Source organism: Colwellia sp. C2M11 (assembly GCF_018860915.1).
Lineage (GTDB): Bacteria > Pseudomonadota > Gammaproteobacteria > Enterobacterales > Alteromonadaceae > Colwellia.
Genome location: NZ_JAHKQD010000044.1, coordinates 77,688 through 103,069, shown reverse-complemented (window position 1 = coordinate 103,069; position 25,382 = coordinate 77,688). Strand labels below are relative to the sequence as shown.

The 25,382-nt window shown below is 35.4% G+C and carries 23 protein-coding genes; 18 read left to right on the top strand and 5 right to left on the bottom strand.

Annotated features, from left to right (window positions below; genetic code table 11):
* The first annotated feature begins 36 nt into the window (after positions 1-36).
* The 3 genes from speB (KO509_RS12300) (at position 37) to KO509_RS18075 (ending at position 2,768) form a co-directional block, all read left to right on the top strand.
* Positions 37-963: an agmatinase gene (gene speB, locus KO509_RS12300; protein ID WP_215973573.1), complete on the top strand. Its 927-nt coding sequence runs from the start codon at positions 37-39 to the stop codon at positions 961-963.
* 468 nt (positions 964-1,431) lie between these two features.
* Positions 1,432-1,908, top strand: a complete 477-nt coding sequence (locus KO509_RS12295; RefSeq protein ID WP_215973572.1) for an LEA type 2 family protein — start codon at positions 1,432-1,434, stop codon at positions 1,906-1,908.
* Positions 1,909-2,093: 185 nt separating this feature from the next.
* Positions 2,094-2,768 carry a PEP-CTERM sorting domain-containing protein gene (locus KO509_RS18075; protein WP_252727537.1) on the top strand — a complete coding sequence of 225 codons (675 nt, stop codon included), beginning with the start codon at positions 2,094-2,096 and terminating at the stop codon, positions 2,766-2,768.
* Positions 2,769-2,813: 45 nt separating this feature from the next.
* On the opposite strand, the gene KO509_RS12285 is transcribed toward KO509_RS18075, so the two are convergent.
* Both KO509_RS12285 and KO509_RS12280 read right to left on the bottom strand, forming a co-directional pair.
* Positions 2,814-3,425: a cupin domain-containing protein gene (locus KO509_RS12285; protein WP_215973571.1), complete on the bottom strand. Its 612-nt coding sequence runs from the start codon at positions 3,423-3,425 to the stop codon at positions 2,814-2,816.
* A gap of 404 nt (positions 3,426-3,829) precedes the next feature.
* Complete coding sequence (locus KO509_RS12280; RefSeq protein ID WP_215973570.1) at positions 3,830-4,561, bottom strand: hypothetical protein; 732 nt, start codon at positions 4,559-4,561, stop codon at positions 3,830-3,832.
* A gap of 150 nt (positions 4,562-4,711) precedes the next feature.
* On the opposite strand from KO509_RS12280, the gene KO509_RS12275 reads away from it, so the two are divergent.
* Positions 4,712-6,319, top strand: coding sequence for a M28 family metallopeptidase (locus KO509_RS12275; RefSeq protein ID WP_215973569.1), 1,608 nt, complete (start codon positions 4,712-4,714; stop codon positions 6,317-6,319).
* 100 nt (positions 6,320-6,419) lie between these two features.
* Positions 6,420-7,655: a DUF3754 domain-containing protein gene (locus KO509_RS12270; RefSeq protein ID WP_215973568.1), complete on the top strand. Its 1,236-nt coding sequence runs from the start codon at positions 6,420-6,422 to the stop codon at positions 7,653-7,655.
* Between the two features lie 140 nt (positions 7,656-7,795).
* Here KO509_RS12270 and KO509_RS12265 read toward each other — a convergent pair whose 3' ends face one another.
* Positions 7,796-8,731, bottom strand: a complete 936-nt coding sequence (locus KO509_RS12265; RefSeq protein WP_215973567.1) for a hypothetical protein — start codon at positions 8,729-8,731, stop codon at positions 7,796-7,798.
* A 1,756-nt stretch (positions 8,732-10,487) separates the two neighbouring features.
* On the opposite strand from KO509_RS12265, the gene KO509_RS12260 reads away from it, so the two are divergent.
* From KO509_RS12260 to KO509_RS12220, 9 genes are all read left to right on the top strand, one after another.
* A complete protein-coding gene (locus tag KO509_RS12260; RefSeq protein WP_303495266.1) occupies positions 10,488-11,360 on the top strand; it encodes a LysR family transcriptional regulator in 873 nt (290 codons plus the stop codon).
* 152 nt (positions 11,361-11,512) lie between these two features.
* Entirely contained in the window at positions 11,513-12,019 is a 507-nt protein-coding gene (locus KO509_RS12255; protein ID WP_215973565.1) for a hypothetical protein, read from the top strand.
* 402 nt (positions 12,020-12,421) lie between these two features.
* Entirely contained in the window at positions 12,422-13,387 is a 966-nt protein-coding gene (locus KO509_RS12250; RefSeq protein ID WP_215973564.1) for a PDC sensor domain-containing protein, read from the top strand.
* A gap of 184 nt (positions 13,388-13,571) precedes the next feature.
* A complete protein-coding gene (gene argJ / locus KO509_RS12245) occupies positions 13,572-14,831 on the top strand; it encodes a bifunctional glutamate N-acetyltransferase/amino-acid acetyltransferase ArgJ (RefSeq protein ID WP_215973563.1) in 1,260 nt (419 codons plus the stop codon).
* 320 nt (positions 14,832-15,151) lie between these two features.
* Positions 15,152-15,595: a hypothetical protein gene (locus KO509_RS12240; protein ID WP_215973562.1), complete on the top strand. Its 444-nt coding sequence runs from the start codon at positions 15,152-15,154 to the stop codon at positions 15,593-15,595.
* A 125-nt stretch (positions 15,596-15,720) separates the two neighbouring features.
* Positions 15,721-15,999: a type II toxin-antitoxin system RelE/ParE family toxin gene (locus KO509_RS12235; protein WP_215973561.1), complete on the top strand. Its 279-nt coding sequence runs from the start codon at positions 15,721-15,723 to the stop codon at positions 15,997-15,999.
* Positions 15,999-16,295: a HigA family addiction module antitoxin gene (locus KO509_RS12230; protein ID WP_215973560.1), complete on the top strand. Its 297-nt coding sequence runs from the start codon at positions 15,999-16,001 to the stop codon at positions 16,293-16,295. Before KO509_RS12235 ends, KO509_RS12230 begins: the two co-directional genes overlap by 1 nt.
* 154 nt (positions 16,296-16,449) lie before the next feature.
* Entirely contained in the window at positions 16,450-17,163 is a 714-nt protein-coding gene (locus KO509_RS12225; RefSeq protein WP_215973559.1) for a penicillin-binding transpeptidase domain-containing protein, read from the top strand.
* A 674-nt stretch (positions 17,164-17,837) separates the two neighbouring features.
* Positions 17,838-18,506 (top strand): OmpA family protein, encoded by a 669-nt coding sequence (locus KO509_RS12220; protein WP_215973558.1) that lies wholly within the window; start codon positions 17,838-17,840, stop codon positions 18,504-18,506.
* A 127-nt stretch (positions 18,507-18,633) separates the two neighbouring features.
* Here the strand turns inward: KO509_RS12220 and speB (KO509_RS12215) are convergent, their stop codons facing one another.
* A complete protein-coding gene (gene speB, locus KO509_RS12215; RefSeq protein WP_215973557.1) occupies positions 18,634-19,572 on the bottom strand; it encodes an agmatinase in 939 nt (312 codons plus the stop codon).
* A 282-nt stretch (positions 19,573-19,854) separates the two neighbouring features.
* On the opposite strand from speB (KO509_RS12215), the gene KO509_RS12210 reads away from it, so the two are divergent.
* Together KO509_RS12210 and speE are read left to right on the top strand one after the other, a co-directional pair.
* Positions 19,855-20,817: an adenosylmethionine decarboxylase gene (locus KO509_RS12210; protein WP_215973556.1), complete on the top strand. Its 963-nt coding sequence runs from the start codon at positions 19,855-19,857 to the stop codon at positions 20,815-20,817.
* The gene (speE, locus tag KO509_RS12205) at positions 20,807-21,667 is read left to right on the top strand and encodes a polyamine aminopropyltransferase (RefSeq protein WP_215973555.1); all 861 of its coding nucleotides are present in this window, start codon (positions 20,807-20,809) and stop codon (positions 21,665-21,667) included. The genes KO509_RS12210 and speE overlap by 11 nt, the downstream gene beginning before the upstream one ends.
* A gap of 81 nt (positions 21,668-21,748) precedes the next feature.
* Here speE and KO509_RS12200 read toward each other — a convergent pair whose 3' ends face one another.
* The gene (locus KO509_RS12200; RefSeq protein ID WP_215973554.1) at positions 21,749-22,033 is read right to left on the bottom strand and encodes a MazG nucleotide pyrophosphohydrolase domain-containing protein; all 285 of its coding nucleotides are present in this window, start codon (positions 22,031-22,033) and stop codon (positions 21,749-21,751) included.
* 372 nt (positions 22,034-22,405) lie between these two features.
* Here KO509_RS12200 and KO509_RS12195 point away from each other — a divergent pair, with 372 nt between their 5' ends.
* A complete protein-coding gene (locus KO509_RS12195; protein ID WP_215973553.1) occupies positions 22,406-22,903 on the top strand; it encodes a (2Fe-2S)-binding protein in 498 nt (165 codons plus the stop codon).
* Positions 22,900-25,155, top strand: coding sequence for a molybdopterin cofactor-binding domain-containing protein (locus KO509_RS12190; protein WP_215973552.1), 2,256 nt, complete (start codon positions 22,900-22,902; stop codon positions 25,153-25,155). The genes KO509_RS12195 and KO509_RS12190 overlap by 4 nt, the downstream gene beginning before the upstream one ends.
* The last annotated feature ends 227 nt before the right edge of the window (positions 25,156-25,382 follow it).

The following is a 25,382-nucleotide window of genomic DNA, read 5'->3' as shown; positions in this document are numbered from 1 at the left end:
TTACACTTGTAGCGTCTATATTTTTAGAGACAAATAATGAAAAATATTTTTAATCAGGTCGATGGGTCTATTTACTCAAATGCGATGACCTTTTTGCGCCAGCCTTTAGTTAAAGACCCGGTAAAATCAGCTGCCGATATTGTAATTTTAGGCTTACCGTTTGACATGGCAACAACGGGACGTTCAGGCGCCCGCATGGGGCCTACCGCTATTAGGCAAGCATCGGTAAATTTAGCTTGGGAAGGAAAACGATTTCCGTGGCCTTTTAGCTTATTAAAGCATTGTAAGATTGTTGATGCTGGCGATTTGGTTTTTTCTCCTGGCGATTCGGCACACTTTTGTCAGCAAGTAGAAACGGCTGTTGGCCAGTTGCTTGCTTCGGATAAAACCGTGTTGTCGCTAGGCGGCGATCATTTTGTCACCTTGCCAATACTTCGTGCCTATGCAAAAAAGTTTGGCACTATGGCACTGATACATTTTGATGCTCATACTGATACATACAACAATGGTAGTTGTTATGATCATGGCACTATGTTTTATCATGCGCCTAAAGAAAACTTAATTGATAGAAATAAATCTATTCAAGTAGGTATTCGCACGAATTACAGATCAAAAGACCACGGTTTTTCTGTCATAAATGCTATGCAAGCAAATGATATAAGTGTTGATGAAATAACAACATTAATTAAAGACAGAGTGGGTAATATGCCGGTTTATTTAACCTTTGATATTGATTGCTTAGATCCTGCCTTTGCACCTGGCACAGGTACGCCTGTATGTGGTGGCATGAGTACAGATAAAGTATTAAAGGTTTTACGAGGTTTATCAGGTATTAATATTATCGGCATGGATGTAGTTGAAGTAGCGCCAGCTTACGACAATAGTGAAGTTACCTCGTTAGCCGCAGCAACAATCGCTTTAGAATTAGCACATTTGTGGACGGTCAAACACAAGCGACAATAATCGTTAACAACAAGTAATAATACTCAGCTCTTGAGTCAATTAAGCCACGCTTTAAATCGAATAAGCTTTAAACGTGGCTTAAAAAATTTCAGTTTCAGTTTAAATTTCAAGGGTTCATTACACTCATTTTTTATAAATAATCTTACTAATACCCTTTTCATTAATTAGGTGAACAATTTTATACGTGGAAGAAATTGCCAAATACAAAGCATTTATTTCAATAACGAGTTGTGCTCATTATTAAATAAATAACGATGTAGTTGGTGATTTTAACAAGTAGAAATGCTCACATAGTTAGTGAGATTGGTATAACCTAATAAAGGAGTACTAATCACTCCTATGTTATAATTTATTGTCTTATACCCGTTTCATTAATTAAGTGAACAATTTTATACGTAGCAATGATCACATAGCTAGTGAGATTGGTATTATGATAAGTTGAAAAAAATTAATTCCTGAGGACAAACAATGACTATAGTGACAAAGCTACCAATACACCTGTTTTTCATAGCGACCTTATTTTTGTTATCTGGCTGCGCCACTATGAACCTAACCTACGAGGAGCCAAGTGTTGAAATAGTTTCTTTTAAAGCGCTGCCTGTTACCGGCTTCGAGCAGAACTTTGAAATAGGCCTGAAGTTAGTTAACCCTAATAATTTTGCATTGCCACTAAATGGTATTAGTTACCAACTGAACGTAGCAGACGAAACCCTAGCCCATGGTGTAGCTAAAAATATTCCAACCACGGAAGCTTACGGTGAATCACGCTTTATGGTGCCGGTTTCAACTAGCTTATTAAAAGGCATCAAAGTAATAAGTGCCCTTATGAAAAATAAAAACCAAGGCATTAACTATCAATTAAAAACAAAACTAGATATCAACATTCCTTTTATGCCGCCATTAACTGTTATTCAAGATGGTACAATTCCCCTCAACCAACCCTAGCTAACCTTATCAACTGACTTTAGGCTGTTTAACGCTTTTGGCTTGAAGACAACCCCCTAATAATGTTAGTCATTTACAGTAGAATTATTTTAATAAAAAAGAATATAGGACAGTTTAGCCATATTTTAACTTTTTCGCCTTGAGTATCATAGACACAATTAAGCGATATGAGTAAGGGCGATCAAATGAAATTTACATTATTAAAAGTTATTTTTACAAGTGGATTATTAGCATTAAGTACATTATCTAGCGCAGGAATTATTAACTCTGCAGACTATGAACTAACTAATATTGATGGATCTTTTACTTGGGGTAACACCAATTGGAACTTAGCTGGTTCAAAGGGTTATGTCGATAATACAGCCGACCTGAGCGAAATTGACACGTTATTGTCTGATGGTTATGAATTTTCATCGGGTAATACAGGTAAAGTAAATGGTATATATAATTGGTCTACATTCGGCTACCATGCATTTACTTATAATTTTGTCGAAACAACTACTTTCAGTGGCTTAGATTTATTAATATCTAGAAATTACAGTTTATTAACTCCATTTTTTGCTGAAGTGTTTGATGGTAATAACTGGACAACTTTAGTTAGTGGTACGACTGGTGATTTAGGCTTAACCTTAAGCATAATGAATAATCAAGCGACTACTCAAAACGTAAGTGTAGATTTTGGCTCGGTAACCGGAAATGCTATTCGGTTTGGTTATAACAATGGTAGTCAAATAGCATTACACGAAGTCACTTTTAACGGTAATGTTTCAACTACTTCAGTGCCAGAGCCATCTACATTTGCTATTTTTGCATTAGGTATGATTGGTTTAGCATCACGTCGATATAAAAAGGCGCTTTAGTTAAAGCTCCCACATTAAGTTAACTTGAATCACTAGTAACAATCGTTATTTCTTGGATACTGGTGATTCAGGGGAAACAGATGGACTTAGTTGTAAAATGATCTCTTTATGTTGTGGAAACATTTTTAAAAGTAACGCCTGATAACCTAGGGTCATATCTGCAAAATCAAATCCAGGTGATACCGCTTCACTAATTAATGAATATCCCTGTTTACCACCTTCAATTATTTTCGATGCTTTCCACGTACCACCAGGCACTGTTAGTTGTAGTAACTCACCAGCTGCCAAATTTTTCCCCATAACAACAGTTTTAAGCTTTCCTTCAGGGTCAATAAGATAGTATTTTATTGGATCACCTAATTGAAAATAATGCACAATATCTGACTTATTAAGGTGAAAATGCCCTATCGGTGATTCAGCACTTAGTAAGTAAAAAATTGACGTCATCGAAAATCGTTCTCCACTTTCCGTGGCTACTTTCGCTGTGTTACTAGCTTCATAGGTACGACGGTAAAAACCACCTTCAACGTGGCCTTCAAGGCCTAAATACGCAATTACTTGATCAACAGTCAAATTACTGGGCTTATCATCAGACCAAGCTTGAGTACTAATAATAGAGGTAGAAAGTAGTAATAAATAAAGGAGTGATTTATACATAAAGAATCCCATTAGCCTAGTAACATTTAATGAATAATATGAGCTGCCTTGTTAGAGAAATCCTTATCTCTGCAGCTCATAGTTTGATACAGCAAGAATTGTTCCACTCGTATATCACCGCGCGAGCCCAATAAATACGTTAATATATAGCAACGTATCGCACTCAAATTAAGCACAATCAGACGTTAGTCACTATTCTGCACCAATAGTTACTCACTTCACATAACTAATAATAAGGGAAGCCACTAATAGAGGATTACTCACAGAGCGAAAATAAGGAAGTAATAAATAACGATTAAATTAGTCGTATTATGTTAATAGCAAAACCAATAGCAGATAGCTGTTATTTAGCTTAATTTTCGCCACACTTAAACAACTTTCACTTTATTAAACCTAACTGATATCTACACTAAACCAATTTTTATATATTGATTGAGCTTATCATTATTCAATCTTTGTGGTGATATTTTGTCTATAATATCAACCGCTTTATATACTTCAGCCAAGCCTGCTCTATCGTCAAGTGGTATTTTATCAAATGAATCTGAGTCAATTGTCTCTTTAAGTAAAGCAAGCGTACTTGTTAAAGACTCTTTAAAATCAGGATCTGTTTTGGCCAATTCCACATCATCTAAAATCGTTTTAGCCGTTGATAACGCTTGTTTTAATTCGGTAAGTGCGTCGCTATCTTCATCACTACTTTCTTCATCTGAGATATCGGTTTCAGTTGAGTCTGGTTCATCTAAACGCACTAAAAAATCACTAATATAACTGACCAAGCTTTGGTTCGGTAATGCATTATCTGCTGCTTCACTTGCATCTGATGCTGCAGAAGCAGTTCCTGCTAAACGAGAGTAATCTTGCTTAGAAATCAGTCCTAACTCATAAGCTCTTTCTTTAAATAAATCTATATCATCAAAATTTAGTCCACCTTGATTAAAAAACTCTCGACTTAATGAATCAACTTTTTGTGCTCTACTACTTAAAAATAAGTTTGAATTACTCTCCCCTGCTTGCTCTGTTGTTATTGTTTCTTGCTTATTAGCAGCGATAATTTCATCTATTTCAGAAGTAGTTGTAGATGCAGAAGAGCTAGCATTAAATAAGTTACTATAAGTATTAATATTATTAATCATTGTATGCTTCAACAAAAAATTGACGTTAGTAAAGCAAAAGCAAGCTTTATGCCTATATGTATAAAGCTTGCTATATACGAAAAATTTAGTTTTCTAGTGCCTATAAGTGCTTTATAGTATTAATAACTTTCCATAACATGAATTTTAATAATGACTAACAAATACATAGGCTTAAGCTTTATAGGGTTATCGCTTTTTATCTCAGCATGTACAACCAACATATTCTCCTCTCATAGTGACACGGTAAATCTTAATAATATTCATAAACATGTTAAGACGCTTGCATCTGACGAATTCGCTGGTCGTGGTCCTTTAACTATTGGTGAAGAACTTACTATTAATTATTTGGCCGAAGAATATAAAAAACTTGGTTTAGCTGGTGGTGTCAACGGTGAATTCTTCCAGCCTGTGCCTATGGCAAAACTAACGCCAGATCCAGCTATGGTGCTGAAAATAGGCAACTTGGAATTTACGGCAGGTAAAGATTTTACTGCACGTACAGAACAAATCACTGAAAAAATAGCCTTAGTTGAATCTGAGATCGTTTTTGTTGGTTATGGCATTAATGCACCAGAATACCAATGGAATGATTATCAAGACATTGACGTTACCGGTAAAACAGTCGTTATATTAGTTAATGATCCCGGCTTTGCCACTCAAAACGATTCTTTATTTACCGGCAATGCCATGACCTATTATGGGCGCTGGACTTATAAATATGAAGAAGCGGCAAGACAAGGCGCAAAAGCGGTTCTTATTATCCATGAAACTGCACCTGCAGCCTATCCTTGGAGCGTAGTAGAAAGTTCAAATACAGGTAGTAAATATACCTTAATTGATGAATTTAATAATAGTAGCAAACTACCTATTATGGGTTGGTTACATTACGATGCAACCGAAAAACTGATGTCTGCAGCAGGTCTAAATTATCAAGCATTGAAAGAACAAGCGTTAATGATAGACTTTAAAGCGATTCCATTAAATTTAACCGCTAATCTAGAGCTAAATAGCACCATAGAGCATGCAGAATCAAATAACGTTGTTGCGTTACTTGAAGGCACAACTCGTGCAGATGAATATATTATTGTCAGTGCGCATTGGGATCATTTTGGCACTAAGCAAACACCCACTGGCCCTAAAATTTATAATGGCGCAATTGATAATGCTACTGGCACAGCAGGCACAATAGAGATTGCCCGAATACTTAAAGAGCAACACAAAATAAAACCATTTGAACGCTCTATTTTGTTTGTTAATTTTACCGCTGAAGAAACCGGTTTAATCGGCTCAGAGTTATTTGCCAGAGGTGATATCATCCCTACAAAACAGATGGTTGGCCTATTGAATATTGACGGTATGAACGCCTTAGATGGTGTCGACTATATATTACAATATGGTAAAAACATGTCAGAGATGGAAGATTACTTAGCAGAAGCTGCCGCGAAACAACAACGCCAAGTAAAACTTGATCCTAGACCTCAAAATGGTTTGTTCTTCCGCTCAGACCACTTCTCATTTGCTAAACAAGGCGTACCAAGTTTGTTATTTATGAGCCTTGGTGATACTGATCCTGATTATATTGCACATAAATATCACAAAGAAGAAGATGACTACTCTAGCGATTGGTCTTTAGGTGGTGTTGAACAAGATATTTCATTAATTGTTGATATCGTTAGCGAGTTGGCCACAAATAATGACTGGCCTAAATGGAAAGAAAACTCTGACTTTAAAAAACGTCGCCTTCAAGATAAACAGTAATTTTTATTAAAGGGTGTTTAGACGCCCTTTTTTATTCCATTATTCTTATATTTTACTATCACCTTAATCTCTAATCATTCACTTAAAACAACTTTATATTATGGCTAACGAACGATTCATCCCTTTTAGAAAACAAGATATTATTGAAATGTGCTCTCAAGCATTAACTGATGAAAAGTCTAAGCTTTCCTTTGAGCAGTTTTGCCAGCTTCTATCAAGTGTTACCCACTTTGATTATCACGAATTACTTGAGTCATTAAAAAATAATTACGCCCCTTTTGATCCAAATACCAATACTCAGCAATTAAAAAATCTTAGTTTAGAGCAACGTGAACATTGCCAAAAAGTTTTTGCTGAAAACTTTGCTGAAATTCTAAATGCAGCTAACTTTGAAAAGGTCACTGACCAAGACTTACAAGAAGCACTCACTGAAGAATCATTGTTTAAAGTTAGATTAGAAGTAGAATTTGATGACTTTGAACAAGTGGTATTTTATCGCCGAGGCGAGTCACAAAAGAGCGAAACTATTACTTCCTTTGGTGGACTTCGCAAACAAACAATTAACTTTACCAATTACGATCGTGTCGCGGTTTACATTACGTTTAAAAATAAAGCCTACTTTGATAAAAAAAACAAACAGCCAATAGGGTTTGAACCCAGTTCAACCATAATAAAACTTTTTCAAAATGTGCCAAAAGCTGATTTAGAAATGCTATTCCCTAATAGTGAAGTAAGGATGCGCCGGATAGATAAAGTTATTATTGGCGCTTCAGCTTTAGTGGGCGGCGCAGTGGTATTAGTAACCAAACTTGGTGCTTCTATTATTTTACTCGCTGCTTTACTGTCATTTTGGTTAGGTTGGCGTGCTGAATCTGTCGTGATGACGCAGCAACATATTATTTCATTTGGCCTAGGTATGGCGGTTTTTTTTGGCTTTGTGTTTAAAGAATGGAGTAAATTTAAAAATAGAAAAATTAAATTTATGAAAGCCTTATCAGATAATCTTTATTATAAAAACTTAGATAATAATGCTGGCGTTTTTCATACCTTAATTGATGCAGCTGAAGATGAAGATTTTAAAGAAGCATTAATCGCTTACACCTTCTTACTCATAAATACGCAAGGACTAACGTCATCAGAGCTAGATGACTTAATTGAAACCTGGTTTAAAGATAAATACAACTGCCAGCTAGACTTTGAAATATCTGATGCCCTAGCAAAGCTAGAGCGTATGCAGTTAATTACTATTGAGGGTGATAAATATCAAGCACTGCCTTTAGAGCAAGCAAAAAAGCACTTAGATCAACGTTGGGATTCCCTATTCAACTACCGTTAACCTTAGCGCTATGCAACTGTTATTAAACAACTCATCGTAAACTACAAAGCGTTACTTAAAGGGGCTGAACCGTTAGATAAAACAATGATGTTAATGTGTAAATATCAAAAACAGAAATGCGATAGCCTCAGTGATAAAGGTTAAAAAAACTTAATCACTGACAAATCACCAAAAGAGGTGTCTATATGTCTACCTGTTTGTTCCCAAGCTCGTAGTACTACCATTAACGCTTTATTACTTGCGGTCCAAGAAATACCACCGCCATATGCTGTGACTCTTTCGTCACCCGAATCTTTTAAACCGAGCTCTGGATCTATATTTCGAATATTCCCTTTACCTACTTTGTACTCAGCAAATACATGAACATTATGCGGTAAAGAAAATGATAAGAGTGAACCAACACTAACTCCATACGAATTAGACGTTAATTTAGTGGCTTTTGGTGCAGATGAATTTAAAAAATCAGCTTGAAACACTATATTATCTTTATCTTCTAGAGATACATGCTTAAAAGACCAGGCACCAACAATACTTAGCGCAACATCAAACTCATTACTTAGCTTTGGTCTGTTAAGAAAAAAATGCTCAAACAAAGATTCTTTATTATTAAAAGTATAAAAATTGTGTTGCCCAGACAGCTCAAACTTAGTTGACCGTGTATTTTTCGAGAAAATTTGTTCTGTTTGATTACCGCTTAAATTTTTAGCCGTGCTTTTCAACCCTTCAAGCGTTTGATAGTTAAAAGTGATTTTAGAGTTTTTAAATTTTCTATATGAAAGCAGCACATCTTGTGTTTTTGTTTCAACGTCATCATTAAAAATATCAGCTGAATAACCAATTTCAATGTCGTTAATATCAAAAAACACCCCCACTCGCTGATTGTTTACAGGCTCTAACATAAACAGTGCTTTTTGATTGCTCCTAGCCAAATCATCATATATTAACGTATGGCTGGTACTTGGATTTGAAATAGTTGTTCGTATTGATTTCAAGTCAAAGTCAAAAGCCGACACAGCATCAGATTTTAATACAGACAAAATGGCAAAGCTCACAATAACCCAGTAGTGGTGATTCATTAAAAGTACTCACAAAATTAATTTGTATTAGGGTAGCGTGTTTTTCGCCTTAAATTATCACAAAACATTCACAAATTTAAAAATTTAATAAAACAAGTGATTAGTGACAATAAATGTCTGCAATTTACATTGAATTCAATTTAATGGTTTCATGCGCTACAGCTGATAAAGGAGGCTTTTATAACATAAATGATATGGATAAATTTCAAACAAATGAAAGTAATTGAACTATCGAATGAAATTATTTCGTTTGATGAGACCAGTAGATAAAAATATACTCGCTTTAGTTTTTGAATCTCCCCGATTTTATAAACAAAATTGTTTCATTTGCGTTACTTAGAGGACATCATTTGATGTCCTTTTTTTTATCTAACAATAACCTCATCTCAACTACATCCTATTCATCTTAAAAATTACCAGCCAAAAGTTACGAATTAAATATGACTCATTAGGTACTGTTAACCAAATATTTTCGCTAATTTACTAAGCCTAATGTTGGCTTCTCAATTTGTTAACCATAAGTATTCAATCGTCATTAAAATATTAACTCCACCTTAATGGGTTAAAATAATTCAACTATCGAGTGAAATCATTTCGTTTGCTGAAAATAACCGGGGAAAATATACTGGCTTCAGTTTTTGAATCTCCCCGATTTTATAAACATATTGTTTCATTTGCTTTACTTAGAGGACATCATTTGATGTCCTTTTTTTTATCCACTCGAAAAATTTCACTAACATTAACCAGCATAAAATAATTTATCATTAACGCTCGTTATTTATAATCTTGTGCAAAAAAGTATTACCCAGTAGATAAGTTAAAATAATTCACCTATCGAGTGAAATCATTTCGTTTGCTGAAAATAACCGAGAAAAATATACTGGCTTCAGTTTTTGAATCTCCCCGATTTTATAAACATATTGTTTCATTTGCTTTACTTAGAGGACATCATTTGATGTCCTTTTTTTTATCCACTCGCAAAATTTCACTAACATTAACCAGCATAAAATAATTTATCATTAACGCTCGTTATTTATAATCTTGTGCAAAAAAAAGTCTTACTCAGCAGATAAGTTAAAATAATTCACCTATCGAGTGAAATCATTTCGTTTGCTGAAAATAACCGAAAAAAATATACTGGTTTCAGTTTTTGAATCTCCCCGATTTTATAAACAAATTGTTTCATTTGCTTTACTTAGAGGACATCATTTGATGTCCTTTTTTTTATTCTTTTTGCAGCCTCTCATTACTATCGTAAAAAACAATTTATTAAATTACCGATAAATATTATTTACTCGATGGTAATTCGATAATTTTTAACTTTAGCTAAACCTACATTGACTAAGCTTGCTTAAGATTAGATAACAATAACCATAGCACGATAACTTCAAACCCAATTACCGCACCCAAACATATGTCTGTACTATAAGATAAAATAACTCACCTATTGCGTGAATTTATTTCGTTTGCTGTAAATACTAAATAAAAATACACTCATTTCAGTTTTTGAATCTCCCCGATTTTATAAACAAGTTGTTTCATTTGGTTAAATTTATAGGACATCGTTAGATGTCCTTTTTTTTAGCTCTGCTCATAATTATGTTGTTAGTCTACTGTGCAAACGCACCAATATAGTGCAAACCTTACGTTATATAGTATATCTATAGATATTTTCCCCTTAAAATTCAATATATTAAAAACGGTTTGATTATTGCTATATGGGTTTATCATTTATAGAATAAAGAACACCATGGCAATTCAAACTCCCATACGAGGCTTACGTTCATTTTGTGTTGCTGCAAAATGTTTAAGCTTTAAACACGCTGCAGCACAACTGTTTTTAACACCTTCAGCTGTAAGCCATCAAATTAAACAATTGGAATCACAACTCGATTTAACCTTGTTCAAAAGAGGCACAAGATCAATTGAGCTTACCAGTGCAGGAAAACAATTTTATCAATCAATACAGCCGATAATTCATCAATTAGAGTCAACTATTTCAGAGTTTACTAATACACAAGAAAACAAAACAATTGTGATCAGCTTGCCTGAATTTTTTGCCAGTGAATTATTCATTCCTCAGTTAAGTGAATGGTCTGAACAAAATCCAGATATTAATCTACAACTAGAAACAGTAAAGTCAGGTAGTGAGCCATCACAAATAGCAGATCTTTCTATCGTACTTGCAAATGGAAAACCTAATGCAAGTATTGTTCAAGAGCTATTTCCAATTAGATATGCTCCAGCTTGTAATAAAAAGCTTTATAAAAAGTTAAAGAATTCAGGCTTTAAAGCACTACAAAATACGCCATTAATTTTGCACAGAGCTAGACCTTGGTCATGGCATCAATGGGCTGATAATGTGGGTGTAGATGACTTTGATCCTAAACAAATTATTCAATTTGATAGCATGTTTGGTGTTGTTAGAGCAGCCCAGCAAGGTATGGGAATCGCTTTAGTTCCTTTACCAATGAGTAAAACTTGGTTTAGTGAAGAGCTATTAGTAAAGCTCTTTGATGAAGAGCTAAATACCAATGACAGATACTACCTAATTCAGCATGAAAATATGGAAAGCAAAATTGAATTAACGGTATTCGCTGACTGGGTAAAGAAAACCTTTGCTGTATAATATTAAAGCAATATTTAATTAGCATTACATTATTCAAATAGGTGAAATTAATTCATCCAACACCTATATTTTTATCGTTTGTCACTATCCCCTCTATTGCTTATATTTAGTGGGCATCAACAAGATGTCCACTACAAATATTAGGAAATATCATGGCTATAAAAAACATCTCTTACAAAGCTTTAGCAGCAACTATTGCTATCAGCTGTTCTGCATCAGCGATGGCTGAAATTAGCACCTTTAAAGTTGCTGTAATTAAAGACACAACAGCATCACAAGAAATTATTTCTGGTGATTTAGAAGCAAGTATCAACCAATTAACACTTACAAATGAAGATACTTTTGAAAATAACACAGGTTTATGTGTTGCATACTTAAAAAGTAAAAATGTTGAAAAATCTGAATCTGCATGTACTGCGGCGATTGAATCAATTAGCTCAGTGAATTCATACGATAGAAAAAAGAGCTACTTACAATCACTTAGTTACAGTAACAGAGCAATTGCACGTTACTTGAAAAAAGATTTCTCAGGCGCAATGGATGATTTAAGTGTTGCTACATCAATTAATTCAAACACTATTACTGCTGGTAACTTACAATTATTAAAAAACAAAATACTTGAAGTAGATAATTCTGCAGATAGCATATTTTCTGAATAATATAAGTACTCAATTTAGCACAAGGAGTAAATTATGATATATAAAATTATTAAACCCATACACTCTATCATTATGTTTATTGATGAAATGAAGCATCTGTCTATTAGCCAATGGGATATAGACCAGAAAGATGAAGGTAGAATGCCACAATAAAATAGGTAAGAAATGATTAATTTTACAGCTCAGCGGTAACATAAAAAATAGATTTTCAAGATACAGTTATTTTTATGTTACCCTCAATTTCTGTACGTTATAGTACGCTTTAATTAAAGGATTTATCAAAGAAATAGTAAACAAAGGGACTCTCCAATAAACTTTCCCCTCGCAATTATTATTAATAACGAACACTTACCACTTTAATACTCTCCCCCAATTTTTCTCATAATATTAAGAAGGTAAATTATGAATTATCTTAGTGTAATTGAAAGGTATCATGATTATAAAAATTCAATTCATGAACTTATGGCATCTATTATCGCAGGGACTTTCGATGAAGCTTTTTTTCATGACGAAAAGACCTTAGCGAACTCAATGACTTGGCTTGGTAAAAATTACCCTTTTGTCGATCTAATGTTTACTTTAGATGGTGAAGGTGTGCAATTAAGCCCAAACATTTCAAATAATAACTTCCCTAATAAAGAAGATAATTTAGGCAAAGGTATAGATCGCTCTTACCGTCCTTATTATATAGAGGCCAACAAACAAGATGGTATTATTGTAACCGAACCCTATTTATCGACATCAAGTCATAACCTGTGTATTTCAGCGGCACTTAAACATGTAAATAAGTCTGGCGAATTAATGGGGATATTAGTTTTAGATATAGACCTTGCTCATGCCATTGAATTTTTAATGGGTGATCGAAAACGTAAAAAATTCCACCCTTTCTTTACCGTTATCTATTCTTTAATTGTTACAGGGTTATTTTTTATCGTCGGTATTCTGTTATTTTCTGCAGGTAGTGAAATAGTCAGTTTAATGGTTGCTCCTACACCCGAGAATCTCCAGCTCAAGCCCTTTGGCATCATTATATTTCTCACCTTAGCACTCGCAATATTCGATTTAGGCAAAACAACCATCGAAGAAGAAGTATTAATGAAGAAAGATATCTTCAGGCATAGCTCAACAAGAAGAACTATCACACGGTTTATGGCCACCATATTAATCGCGGTGTCAATTGAAGCATTATTGTTAATGTTTAAATCTGTTCTTGGCGCGCCTCAGTATTTAACGAATGCTGTCGCCATGATGGGCGCATCAGTAGGCTTGATGATTGGCTTAGGCATTTATGTTTATTTAGGCGCTAAGGCTGAAACCTTATTGATGAACAATCACTTAAATAATAAATCGGATGTGAAAAGTAACTAACGCAATTTGAAGCCAGTGACGCATTGTTACTGGCTTGATTATCACGAATTTCGTCAACTCAAGTAAATTAAATTCTTGTCATTTTATTGTCTCAAAAACCCATATTTAATAACAATATTGTTTTGCATAAAAAATCATTAAAGCGTAATATTTATTTACTTTTTTATATTGATAATCTCTTTTTATGCCTGTTAACTTACCTGAAATCATTCCCGCTTCACTAAACCCAATTGAAGGCATTCGCCTCGGCTGGGCTGAATCAAATATCAAAAAACCAAACCGCAAAGATTTACTTATTATTGAAATTGCTGATGGTAGCGCGGTTTCGGGTGTTTTTACCCAAAACCGTTTTTGTGCTGCCCCAGTAACCTTGTGTAAAAAACACTTAAATGCCGTAAAAAATCAAGCTGTACCAAGTATTAAAGCATTAGTGATAAATACTGGTAATGCCAATGCAGGCACAGGTGAGCAAGGAATGAATGACGCCATAGCAACGTGTGAGCAATTAGCTGAAATTATGGCTATTCCCGTGCAATCTATCTTGCCATTTTCAACGGGCGTTATTCTAGAACACTTACCAATGGACAAGCTATTAGCCGGTTTACCGCACGCAGTAGCTAACTTAACTGCAAATAACTGGGCCGATGCAGCGTCAACCATAATGACAACAGATGTAGCGCCTAAAGCTTATGCTACCCAGGTAAACGTTAAAAATGAAGTGGTAAACATCACCGGTATATCGAAAGGTGCTGGGATGATCCATCCAAATATGGCGACCATGCTAGGCTATGTAGCTACTGACGCTAATATTACCCAAACACTGTTAGATGAAATAACCAAAGAGATAGCGGATTTATCCTTTAACTGCATTTCTGTTGATGGTGACACCTCAACAAATGACTCATTTATTGTTATTGCTACCGGAAAAAGTAATACACCAGAAATTTCAGATCGAAACAGTAACGGTTTTAAAGCAGTATTTAAGGCACTGCTTGAAACTGCTCAATACTTAGCGCAAGCCATTGTTCGTGATGGTGAAGGTGCAACCAAATTTTTAACAGTAACCGTTAAAGGTGCTTTAACGAATGATGAAGCTAAAACTATCGGCTTTTCTATTGGTAAAAGTCCCTTAGTTAAAACCGCGATGTTTGCTTCAGATCCTAATTTAGGTCGTGTACTTGCTGCTATTGGTTACGCGTCAAGAGAATGTGCGTCGTTAGAAGACTTAGATACGGCTGATTTAGAGTTATATTTTGGCGATGTATTAGTTGCTGAAAAAGGCGGTCGTGCTGACAGTTATAATGAAGATGACGGACAGGCTATTATGAATGAAGCTGAAATTGATATTACCGTACAACTACACCGCGGTAATGAACAAGCCACTATTTGGACTTGTGATTTTAGCTATGACTACGTCAGAATTAATGCCGAATATCGCACATAAAGTTATATAAGTCGTACAAAGTCAGATATAAGTTATACATAACTTATATCGCGTAAAGCCATCTATTTTCAATGACCAAGCTATATTTACACTCAGCTTGGTCTAATTCCTTCTTTCACACCGCCACTAGTTAAAGCGATGTTTTTAACTAATTGATCTACGGATAATAATCGAGTAATCTGAATATACTATCAAGTTATGGATGATTGATAACCTCTTGTAGAAAGAAGCAACCTTTCACATCATAATAAACTGTTTAGCAGTACCTCATAATATGAGTTATAGGGCTATTCATTTATGACTCTAATAGGAATCATTACTTGGCAACTATAGAAGAAGATTATGAAAGGCCATTAGCAGAGATTTACGAATCTTTCCCTGAACCTACACGCGCATCACTTGATGAAGATATTTCTACTATATGGAAATATTTTATATATTGGTCCATTTTTGTGATTCTATCGATAATTTCTATTATTAGCTTTATCAATTATGGAATGCTTGATGAAACAATGGGAAGTAGGGTTCAAAGGGCTGGCTCAATCATCCCTATCTTAGCTATGTTGAGTGAATATTTATTTGTTATTAAATTAAATAAATTAGCTAGTGTAATTCACCCTGCTCAACTTACATATGAGATTTATAAAGCAAGACGATTTAAGCCTCATTTAAAACTATCAGTATGGCTCACTATATTTTTTGTTTGTTTAGGTGGTGTCTTATCAGGTTACGGTGATATTATTTATGTGTATCTCTTCCTATAAAAAGAAAATAAAAAACAGCGAGTTAAGTTTAGATTCACTGCATATTTTAACCTACTGTTTCAGTCCGCTTAGCGAGGCTATATATTTTTATCGACAACCGATGCGCATCACGCTACACTCATTGCATGATTAAATCTTTTAAACATAAAGGCCTTAAAAAATACTTCCAAACTGGTAGTGTTTCCGGTATTCAGGCAAATCATCAACGTAAATTACGAATGCAACTTGCCGCAATAGATACCGCACAAGAAATTGATGATATCAATTTACCCGGCTTTAAGTTACATCCATTAAAAGGGAATCGTGACGGGATTTGGTCTATTACTGTAAATGGTAATTGGCGTATTACTTTCGAGTTTATCGATGGTAATGCTTATATTCTCAACTATGAGGACTATCACTAATGAGTATGCAACATAATCCGCCACATCCTGGGGAATTTATCTATGACGTTTATTTGGAACCCTCTGGACTTAGCTGTCGTTATTTAGCTAAACAACTGGACGTAGCATCATCTACTTTGAATAGAGTGCTAAAAGGTCAGAGTGCAATATCACCAGAAATGGCACTTCGCTTATCTAAAGCAATTGGCAGAACGCCTGAGAGTTGGCTAGCAATGCAAGACAACTACGATCTTTGGCATGCTAAACAGAAAATCAATTTAACAAATGTCCACTTTGTAAATTTTGCAGTGGCATAGAAAATATAACTAAAATAAGCAGAAAAAGAAAAAAAGTAAAAAAAGTAGGACACTCATACTTTATCGATGTGGGCGTTATACCTTACAAATAATCCGCACCGAGGAATAAATGATTTATTTTAATATCTTTATACTATTTTTAACTTCTATCAGCTTGCACGCAAAAGAAAATTCAATAGAAGACCTATACAAATCAAATAATATTAATGGCTCTATACTCATTGAATCAATCGATAGTAAAACTGAATATCGTTATAACGTCAATGATAAGGAACAGTTCGTACCTGCTTCTACTTTTAAAATACCTAATACGCTTATTATGTTAGAAGAAAACTTAATTAAAAATCAATTTGATATTATCAAATGGGATGGCGTAGAGCGGGAATATTCATCATGGAATCAAGATCAAACGCTAAAAAGTGCATTTCAATATTCGTGTGTATGGTGCTATCAACATTACGCGAAACAAATTGGTGATAAAAAGTATCATACGTACTTGCGTAAATTTAATTATGGCAACCTTCTAACGGGTAGTAATTTAATTCGCTTCTGGCTAGATGGAGAGTTAAGGATTTCAGTTAAAGAACAAATTCAGTTTTTACGTAAAGTATATAATGAAGATCTTCCTATAAAAAAATCTCATATTAAAACACTTAAAAGTATCATGCTGTCAGACAATCATGAAAATTATAAGGTATGGTCAAAAACGGGTTGGTCTGGTAAAGATGGATGGTATGTAGGTTATCTAATCACTGAAGGTCAAACATGGTTTTTTGCTAACCATATTGAAATCAATGAAAAATCTGATTTAAAATTTCGTAAGAAATTAACTATGGACGTATTTAAGCTTCTAAATATCATTCAATAATAATCTTAATTAATAAAAAAAGTAGCAAAGAGTAGAACAAAAGAGCAAAAAGTAGGATGACCAAAAAGTAGGACACTCATACTTTGTTGAATAAATAAAAATTCCTGACTCTGTTTATATCATAAACACGTCAGGTGTTTGCTTATAACTCAATCTCGCCGTCTGCAAGTTTCATTACAAGATACCCGTTACTATCACTTAATCTCTCGTTATGTTCGCCCTGCTTGTATCTGTAGCTAGGAGGATTACAGCAAACAAAGCTTTGAACAACGGCATACAAGAATAATACTGACAGATAAACCTAGCCGATATTGCCTAAACACTCACTTAAATTGTAATATTTCTTGTTCAATTCCCCTGTCATTAACGTTTATCACAATAAAAAAATCACCAACACGGCGAGTTACTTAAATAAGACACCATAGACTAACTTATTGTTTAAATTGTAATTTAAATTTTCACTTAAACTAATTCACACCGATACTAACCGTAGTAAACCGCTATTATTTTACAGTAATACCTTACTTTGTAGTTTCAAAATGGAAAAGCCACACTCAGGACAAATAAAGGATAACTTTTTAGAATAATGCTAATATAGTGGCGCTTTAATCGAGTTTATCTTCGCAAACCTTTTTTAAAATTCCATTTTACCGATAAATTATTTAAGGAAAAAAATGAAACACTTTACACTTCCCCTAATTGCTTGCTTAGCGTTAAGCGCATGTTCAACTTTCGACCCTTACACAGGTGAAGAAAAAACGACGAATACTGCTAAAGGTGCTGGTATTGGTGCTGGTGTTGCAGCCGTAGTTGCCTATATAGCTAACAAAGATGAAGACGATATTGGCAAACGAAATCGAAGAATTTTACAAGCCGCAACCGGTGGCGCTGCAATTGGTGGTGGTATTGGCTACTACATGGACACCCAAGAAGCTGAATTAAGAAAACAATTACGTGGCTCTGGCGTAAGTGTTGAGCGCGACGGCAATAACATAAATTTAATTATGCCGGGTAATATTACTTTTTCTTCTAGCAAAGCGAATATTGAACAAAACTTTTATTCAGTGTTAGATTCTGTTGTTTTAGTTTTAAAAGAGTTTGATAAAACCTTAATCGTTGTCGCTGGCCATACAGATAGTTCAGGTTCTGATGCACTAAACCAACGATTATCAGTACAGCGCGCGCAATCTGTGTCTGGCTACCTAAGTGCTGCTGGTATTCTTAATGACAGAATTGAATCTATTGGTTTTGGTGAAACACAACCTGTAGCAAATAACAATACTGAAGCTGGTAAAGAACTTAACCGCAGAGTAGAAATAACATTATTGCCGATTGCTGAATAATAAGCTTTGATCTAATAGCAATCCACATAAGAAACGAGCAGTCTATTATGTGGGTTGCGATAAGTCGTTTATGCATGTTAATTAAAGTAGTGCTTTATTAGACCTTATTTTATTAAACCTTACTTTATTAAACGTTTCTTTCATTCAAACAAATTAACAATTCACGTACAACCTTAGCGGCAAATACATCGCTATTACCAGTAGAATCAATTACTGGTGACAATTCAACTACGTCACAGCCAACAAAATTCTTTTTAAATAGTATTTTGCATAAGCTGACAAATGAATGAAAATCTTCACCTCCTGGCTCTGGTGTTCCTGTACCAGGGAAAAAGCTCGGATCAAAATAGTCTAAATCTAATGTTAAATAGATAGGACGATCATCTGCGATAGCTTCAACAGCGGCTAAAAAATCATGGCGCGATGATTTAATCGTTTTATGCTGGTGCATCCACTGATACTCTTCTTTTGTACCCGAGCGAATACCGTATTGTATGAGTTGATGTTCGTCGCCAAAATGGTCGAGTATTCGGCGAATAATAGATGCGTGTGAGTAATGAAAATCAAGGTACCCATCACGTAAATCGGCGTGCGCATCTAAATGCAATACTACTAAATTTGGGTATTGTTCTAAATAGGTTTTAATAGGCGCGTATGAAATAGAATGCTCACCACCTAGCACTAATGTACGTACTTTTGAGGTAGGTAAATCAATGTCATTAAATAGCGTACAAAAATCATCGGTAGCGCGCTGCCATTGTAGCTCTATGGTTTGATGTTCACTTTGATTTGATTGATTTGGCACCGTAGATAAATTACCTAAATCCACAAAAGAAAAATCTTCAATATCACGATCTAAATAAGGCGAATAGGTTTCTATTCCATCGGATACTAGTCTTAAGGCATTAGGTCCGGCTTTAGTTCCTTTGCGAAAACAGGCTGTACCGTCAAATTCGAAACCAACAATATGGGTTGTATTCGCATATATTGCCGGTGTTATTTCGGCACAACTAAACTCGATTTCAGGTAAGCTTAAGTCGATATTAATTTCTTTTATTTTTTTCATAAGAGGTAACCCTAAAAATTTCGCCAATTATCCAAATAAAATGAAAAAAGTATAGTTTTATTTAACAAAAATAGGTAAATTTTTACACTAGCATTAAGCTAGTTTTTTTAACTACAAAGCTATTAGCTTTACTATGTCATTAGTACAAATTTCACTTAATAATTATTAAAAAAGTATTTATTGAAAAAATATTTTTTATTTGTACAATGACCGCCGCAATTTTTTATGTCTAGTTCTTTTAAATATTTTGAAGTATTTTAGGCAAATATTAAGGATTTACTTTTGTTTTTTGAAGGCTCAGAAAAAAAAGCTGAAGTGGTCGTGAATAGCCAAAATCTTTCACTTCTTAACGATATCAGCAATACATTTTGGCAAGAACTTGTTGAATGCTGTAATGCCCAAATATTATCCTCTGTTGAAAATGAGCACTGTAAAGCATTTTTGCTTTCTGAATCTAGCTTGTTTGTTTGGGATGATCGATTCTTGATTTTAACCTGCGGGGTAACTAAATTAGTTAACTCTATTGAATATTTTATTCAAAACACGCAACCAGAAGACATTCTTCATGTTACTTACCAAAGAAAAAATGAGTATTTTTCAAATGCGCAATTAACTTCATTTGGCGATGACATTAAGTTATTATCAAAATACTTAACCGGTAAAGCATACCGTTTTGGTGAAATATATAGTCATCATAATTATGTATTTCATCAAGATAATGAATTTCAAGCTGAGCCTGATGATACTACCTATGAATTATTGGCCTATCAAATAAGTGAACACGCTTCTAAAAAGCTAACAACTCATGGACTAAGCAAGCAAGAGATCAGAGAGTTTTTCTGTATTAATGACTTATTGCCTGGTTTTGAAATTGATGATTTTGTTTTCGACCCTTATGGTTATTCACTTAACGCCATTAAAGGTACAGACTACTATACGATTCATGTTACACCACAGGCAGGTAGTAGCTATGTGAGCTTTGAATCAAATATGGACTTATTGAATATAGCATCAAAAATCCTTGAAATCCTTAGCCCTTCTTCTTTTGATTTACTTGGTTTTAATGATCCTCAATTTGAAAAGAAAGTAGCAGCTAAAATTAGCAGCCCATACATCAGTAATTCATTAGTGAGTAAAACCCTAGACAATGGTTACCTCGTTTGTTTTGCTAGCTTTATTACACCCGAAACACAATATTCATCACCACTAGAGCTCGATCTCACGGGAGAAAACCATGCACTCTGATTTATGGGTAGAAGAAAAATTTTCAGACTTTTTAGGCTTACGTTTTAAAATAGAAAACGTATTATTTTCTGGTAAAAGTGACTTTCAAACAGTGGATATTGTTGAAACTAAAGGTCATGGAAAAATGCTACTTAACGATGGCTTAATCATGGTAACTGAGCGCGATGAATTTGCTTATCACGATATGATTTCTCACTTACCTTTGTTTGTTCATCCTAATCCTAAGAATGTTTTAGTGATTGGTGGTGGTGACGGTGGTACTGCACGCGAAGTAATACGTCATAACAGTGTGGAAAAATGTACTATGGTGGAAATTGACGCTATGGTTGTTGAGGCTTGTAAGGAACATATTCCACAAACAGCTAGCGCGCTTGATAACCCAAAAATTAATTTAATTATTGGTGATGGCGTACAATTTGTAAAAGAGACAACAGAAAAATTTGATGTGATCATTGTCGATAGCACAGATCCTATCGGGCCTGCTCAACCACTATTTGGTGAAGCGTTTTATCAAGACGTTTTTAACTGCTTAACCGATGACGGTATTGTGGTTTCACAGGGAGAGTCTTCTTGGTATGCCATGGATATTCAACAGTCATTATTAAAAGTATTAAATAACGTTTTTGATCAATGCTTTTTATACAGTTTTAGTAATTTAACTTACCCTGGCGGTTTATGGAGCTTCACCTTTGCCACCAAAAATCACCACCCAATTAATGATTTTGATGCACAAAGAGTTATTGATAGCGGTTTAGCGTTTGATTATTACAACCACCAATTACACACTGCCGCATTTGCTTTGCCTAACTTTGTAAAAAAAGAGCTTAAAGGTTTAATTCAAAACGATTAAAGCTAAATAAGCTGTAAATATACTGATGCTACTAACAATAATTAACCTAAATATTAATGGTTGTTAGTAGTATTGCTCACTTTATTTCTGTCTTCCTCTTGTACCTCGCTGTTCATTAATAAGCATTTTATTATTAATTTCTGCTTCAATATCAATTCCTTGCCAATGAGCAATGTCGAGCACTCTAAGAATAATATCGGCTAACTCTTCTCCAAAAGCTGCTGTTGGTTTTTCATTTCTACATTCATTAATTGCTTCGCCAACTTCCGATGCTACAAGCGCTAAAGCTTCTAAGACGGTTTTATTATGCCAACCCATTTCTTCAACCCATTCATAATTCTTCTTAGCGATATCGTTAATTGTCATTATTCTTATTCCAAGCAAAGTAAAATAAATGAATAATACCTCATTAAGAAAATCAACAGTATCGGTTTTATAACAACTAAGATACTAGCGTTGCCCCTGTAAATTTTACAGCTTTGCTTTCATGATGACCTTATCACTATCACATAACAATCAAGCCTAGTTTGACTGAAAGATAAAGTACGCGTATCTTTAGTTTACTCAACCTCATTTAACATTCCTTACAAAGTCTTACAAAGTTTAAGAGGTTATTCGCTAGTACACTAAATATTAGGTTTAGTACTATACGGTTAGAAACTTCAATAGTTACAATCAATCAAGCAATGTAAGCAAAGCGGAGTATAATCGTTTACTTACGACAATGGAGAGCAAATCATGATTACGTTTACCGTCAACGGTGAAACTCGTAAGTTTTCAGGCGACCCTACTACGCCCGTACTCTGGTATTTACGAGATGAGTTACAATTAACAGGCCCTAAGTTTGGCTGTGGTATGGCCCAATGTGGTGCGTGTACTGTTCATATTAACGGTGAGGCACAGCGCTCATGTACATTACCTATTTCTGCAGTTTCAGGTGGAAAAATAACCACCATTGAAGGTTTAAGTGAAAACGGTGAGCATCCTGTACAACAAGCTTGGATAGAACACAAAGTGCCGCAATGTGGCTTCTGCCAATGCGGTCAAATGATGCAAGCGGCTAGTTTACTGGCTAGCAACCCTTCACCAAGTGATGATGAGATTGTACAGAGCATGTCAGGCAATATTTGTCGATGTGGTACTTACCCTCGCATACATAAAGCAATTAAATCTGCATCCAAGTCAATGGCCGGTGTTGCCTATTATGTTCCTGAGAAAGCAGGAGAAGAATCATGAGCCAATATTTTGATTTAACCCGTCGTCGCTTTTTAAAATCGAGTGCCGCAGTAGGTGCTTTAGTACTTGGTACGTGTTTTACAGGAGCAGCCCCTAGAGTAATGGCTGGGGTACTTGCTAAACCATCTGAATCAGCAAAAGCAGCTAATTTATTTATTGCCTTACGTCCTGATGGCATCGTTGAAATTACTTGTCATCGCTCTGAAATGGGTCAGCAAATCCGTACTGCAATCGCACAAATTGTTGCTGATGAAATGGAAGCAGCTTGGGACAAAGTGGTGGTAATTCAGGGTAAAGGCGACCCTAAATACGGTGATCAAAACACTGATGGTTCACGCAGTATCCGCTACAATATGCAACGTTTACGTGAAATGGGTGCAAGTGTTCGCCATCTTATGCGACAAGCCGCGGCTACGCGTTGGGGTGTCTCTTTAGACGCATGTTCAGCAGAACAGCACATTGTTACCCATACATCTGGGAAAACATTAACTTATGCTGAGTTAGTAAACGACGCATTAAATATTACACCACCAGAAACAGCTAAAATTCCGCTTAAAAAGCGTAGTGAGTGGCGTTACATTAATACCGCGATGGAACATATTGATTTAAAAGATATTGTAACCGGAAAAGCAATATTTGCGGCTGATGTACTAGAGCCTAAAGCGCTGATCGCAATGATTGTTCGACCTCCTGTTGTTGGTGGCAAAGTTAAAAGTTTTGACGCAAAAGCTGCCAAAGCAATAGAAGGCGTTGTAGATATAGTAGAAATTCCTGCACCGCAAGGGGCACCTATGTTTCAGCCTAAAGGTGGTATTGCCATTATTGCCAATAATACTTGGGCTGCCATGAAAGGCCGCGAAGCATTAACAGTAACATGGGAAGACGGTAAAAATGGTGACTATAACTCAGCAGCATTCAAAGAGAGCCTGCTAACTACAGTGGCTTCGTCACAGTCGTCAGTACGAGAGCTAGGAGATGCAACAAGTATTCTAGTCAAAGACAGTGATAAGCTAGTAGCTGATTACTATGCACCGCATTTGGCACAAGCACCAATGGAGCCGCCTTGTGCAACCGCAATGTATTACAAAGACCATGTCGACGTTTGGGCTGCAACACAAAACCCGCAAGCTGATATGGCAACAGTAGCGGCTATGGTAGGCCAGCCACAAGAGCAAATTAATGTCCATGTTACTATGCTAGGTGGTGGATTTGGACGTAAGTCTAAACCTGATTTTTCAGCAGAAGCCGCTTACCTTTCGATGAAAACAGGTAAGGCTATTCGTGTTCAATGGACGCGTGAAGATGATATACAACATGGTTTCTACCATGCAGTTTCAGCGCAACACATTGAAGCGTCACTAGATAAAAATGGTGCGATAGAAGCCTATTTACACCGCACTGCTTTTTCGCCTTTAGCCTCTACCTTTATGGAAGGTGCGACTAGTCCACTAAGCGCAGAGTTACGTTTAGGGTTTACTGATAACCCTATTAATACGCCTAATATGAAATTAGAAAATGGTGAAGCGCCAGCTAAAGCAAGAATTGGTTGGATGCGTTCAGTATCGAATATATTTCATGCCTTTGCTATTCAGTCATTTATTGCGGAAGCCGCACATAAAGCAGGACGTGATCAAAAAGACTATTTGCTAGAAACAATTGGCCCCGATCGTATTGTTGATGTAACTGAGCAAAATGCTGAATACGATAACTACGGCGGTGATAAAGCTGTTTACCCGTTAGATATTGGTAGATTACGTCATGTTATTGAAAAAGTCGCTGAAATGAGTAAATGGGGTAGAAAGCTTCCTAAAGGCCGAGGTTTAGGGATAGCAGCACATAGAAGTTTCTTAACCTATGTAGCCACTGTGGTTGAAGTAGAAGTTTCAGACAAAGGTGATTTGAAAATAATTAAATCATGGGCAAGCATTGACGCTGGCACGGTAGTGAATACCGACACCGTGAAAAACCAAGTGCAAGGTGGCTCTATTTATGGGATTACAGCAGCGATCAGCGAAGGCATTACTTTCGATAAAGGTCGTGTACAGCAAAGTAATTTTCATGACTACCGTGTGCCACGTATGAATGATTGTCCGCTAGAAATAGAGGTAGAAATTATTCCTAGTGATGCGCCTCCTGCAGGTGTTGGTGAACCAGCCACGCCAGTTTACGCTCCAGCTTTATGCAATGCTATTTTTGCCGCATGTGGTAAACGCATTAGACAATTACCTATAGGTAATCAGCTAAAAGCTTAAACTTATTAGTATAACCGCCTACACATTAACATAAGATACGTAGGCGGTTTATACCTCTTGTTCGACTTGTTACCTAACAATGATATTTAATACCAATCTCACTAGTTATGTGATCATTTCTACTTGCTAAAATCACCAACGACATCGTTATTTATTTAATAATTAGCACAACTAGTTATTAAACAAATACCTTGTATTAAGCAATTTTTTCTACGTATAAAATTGTT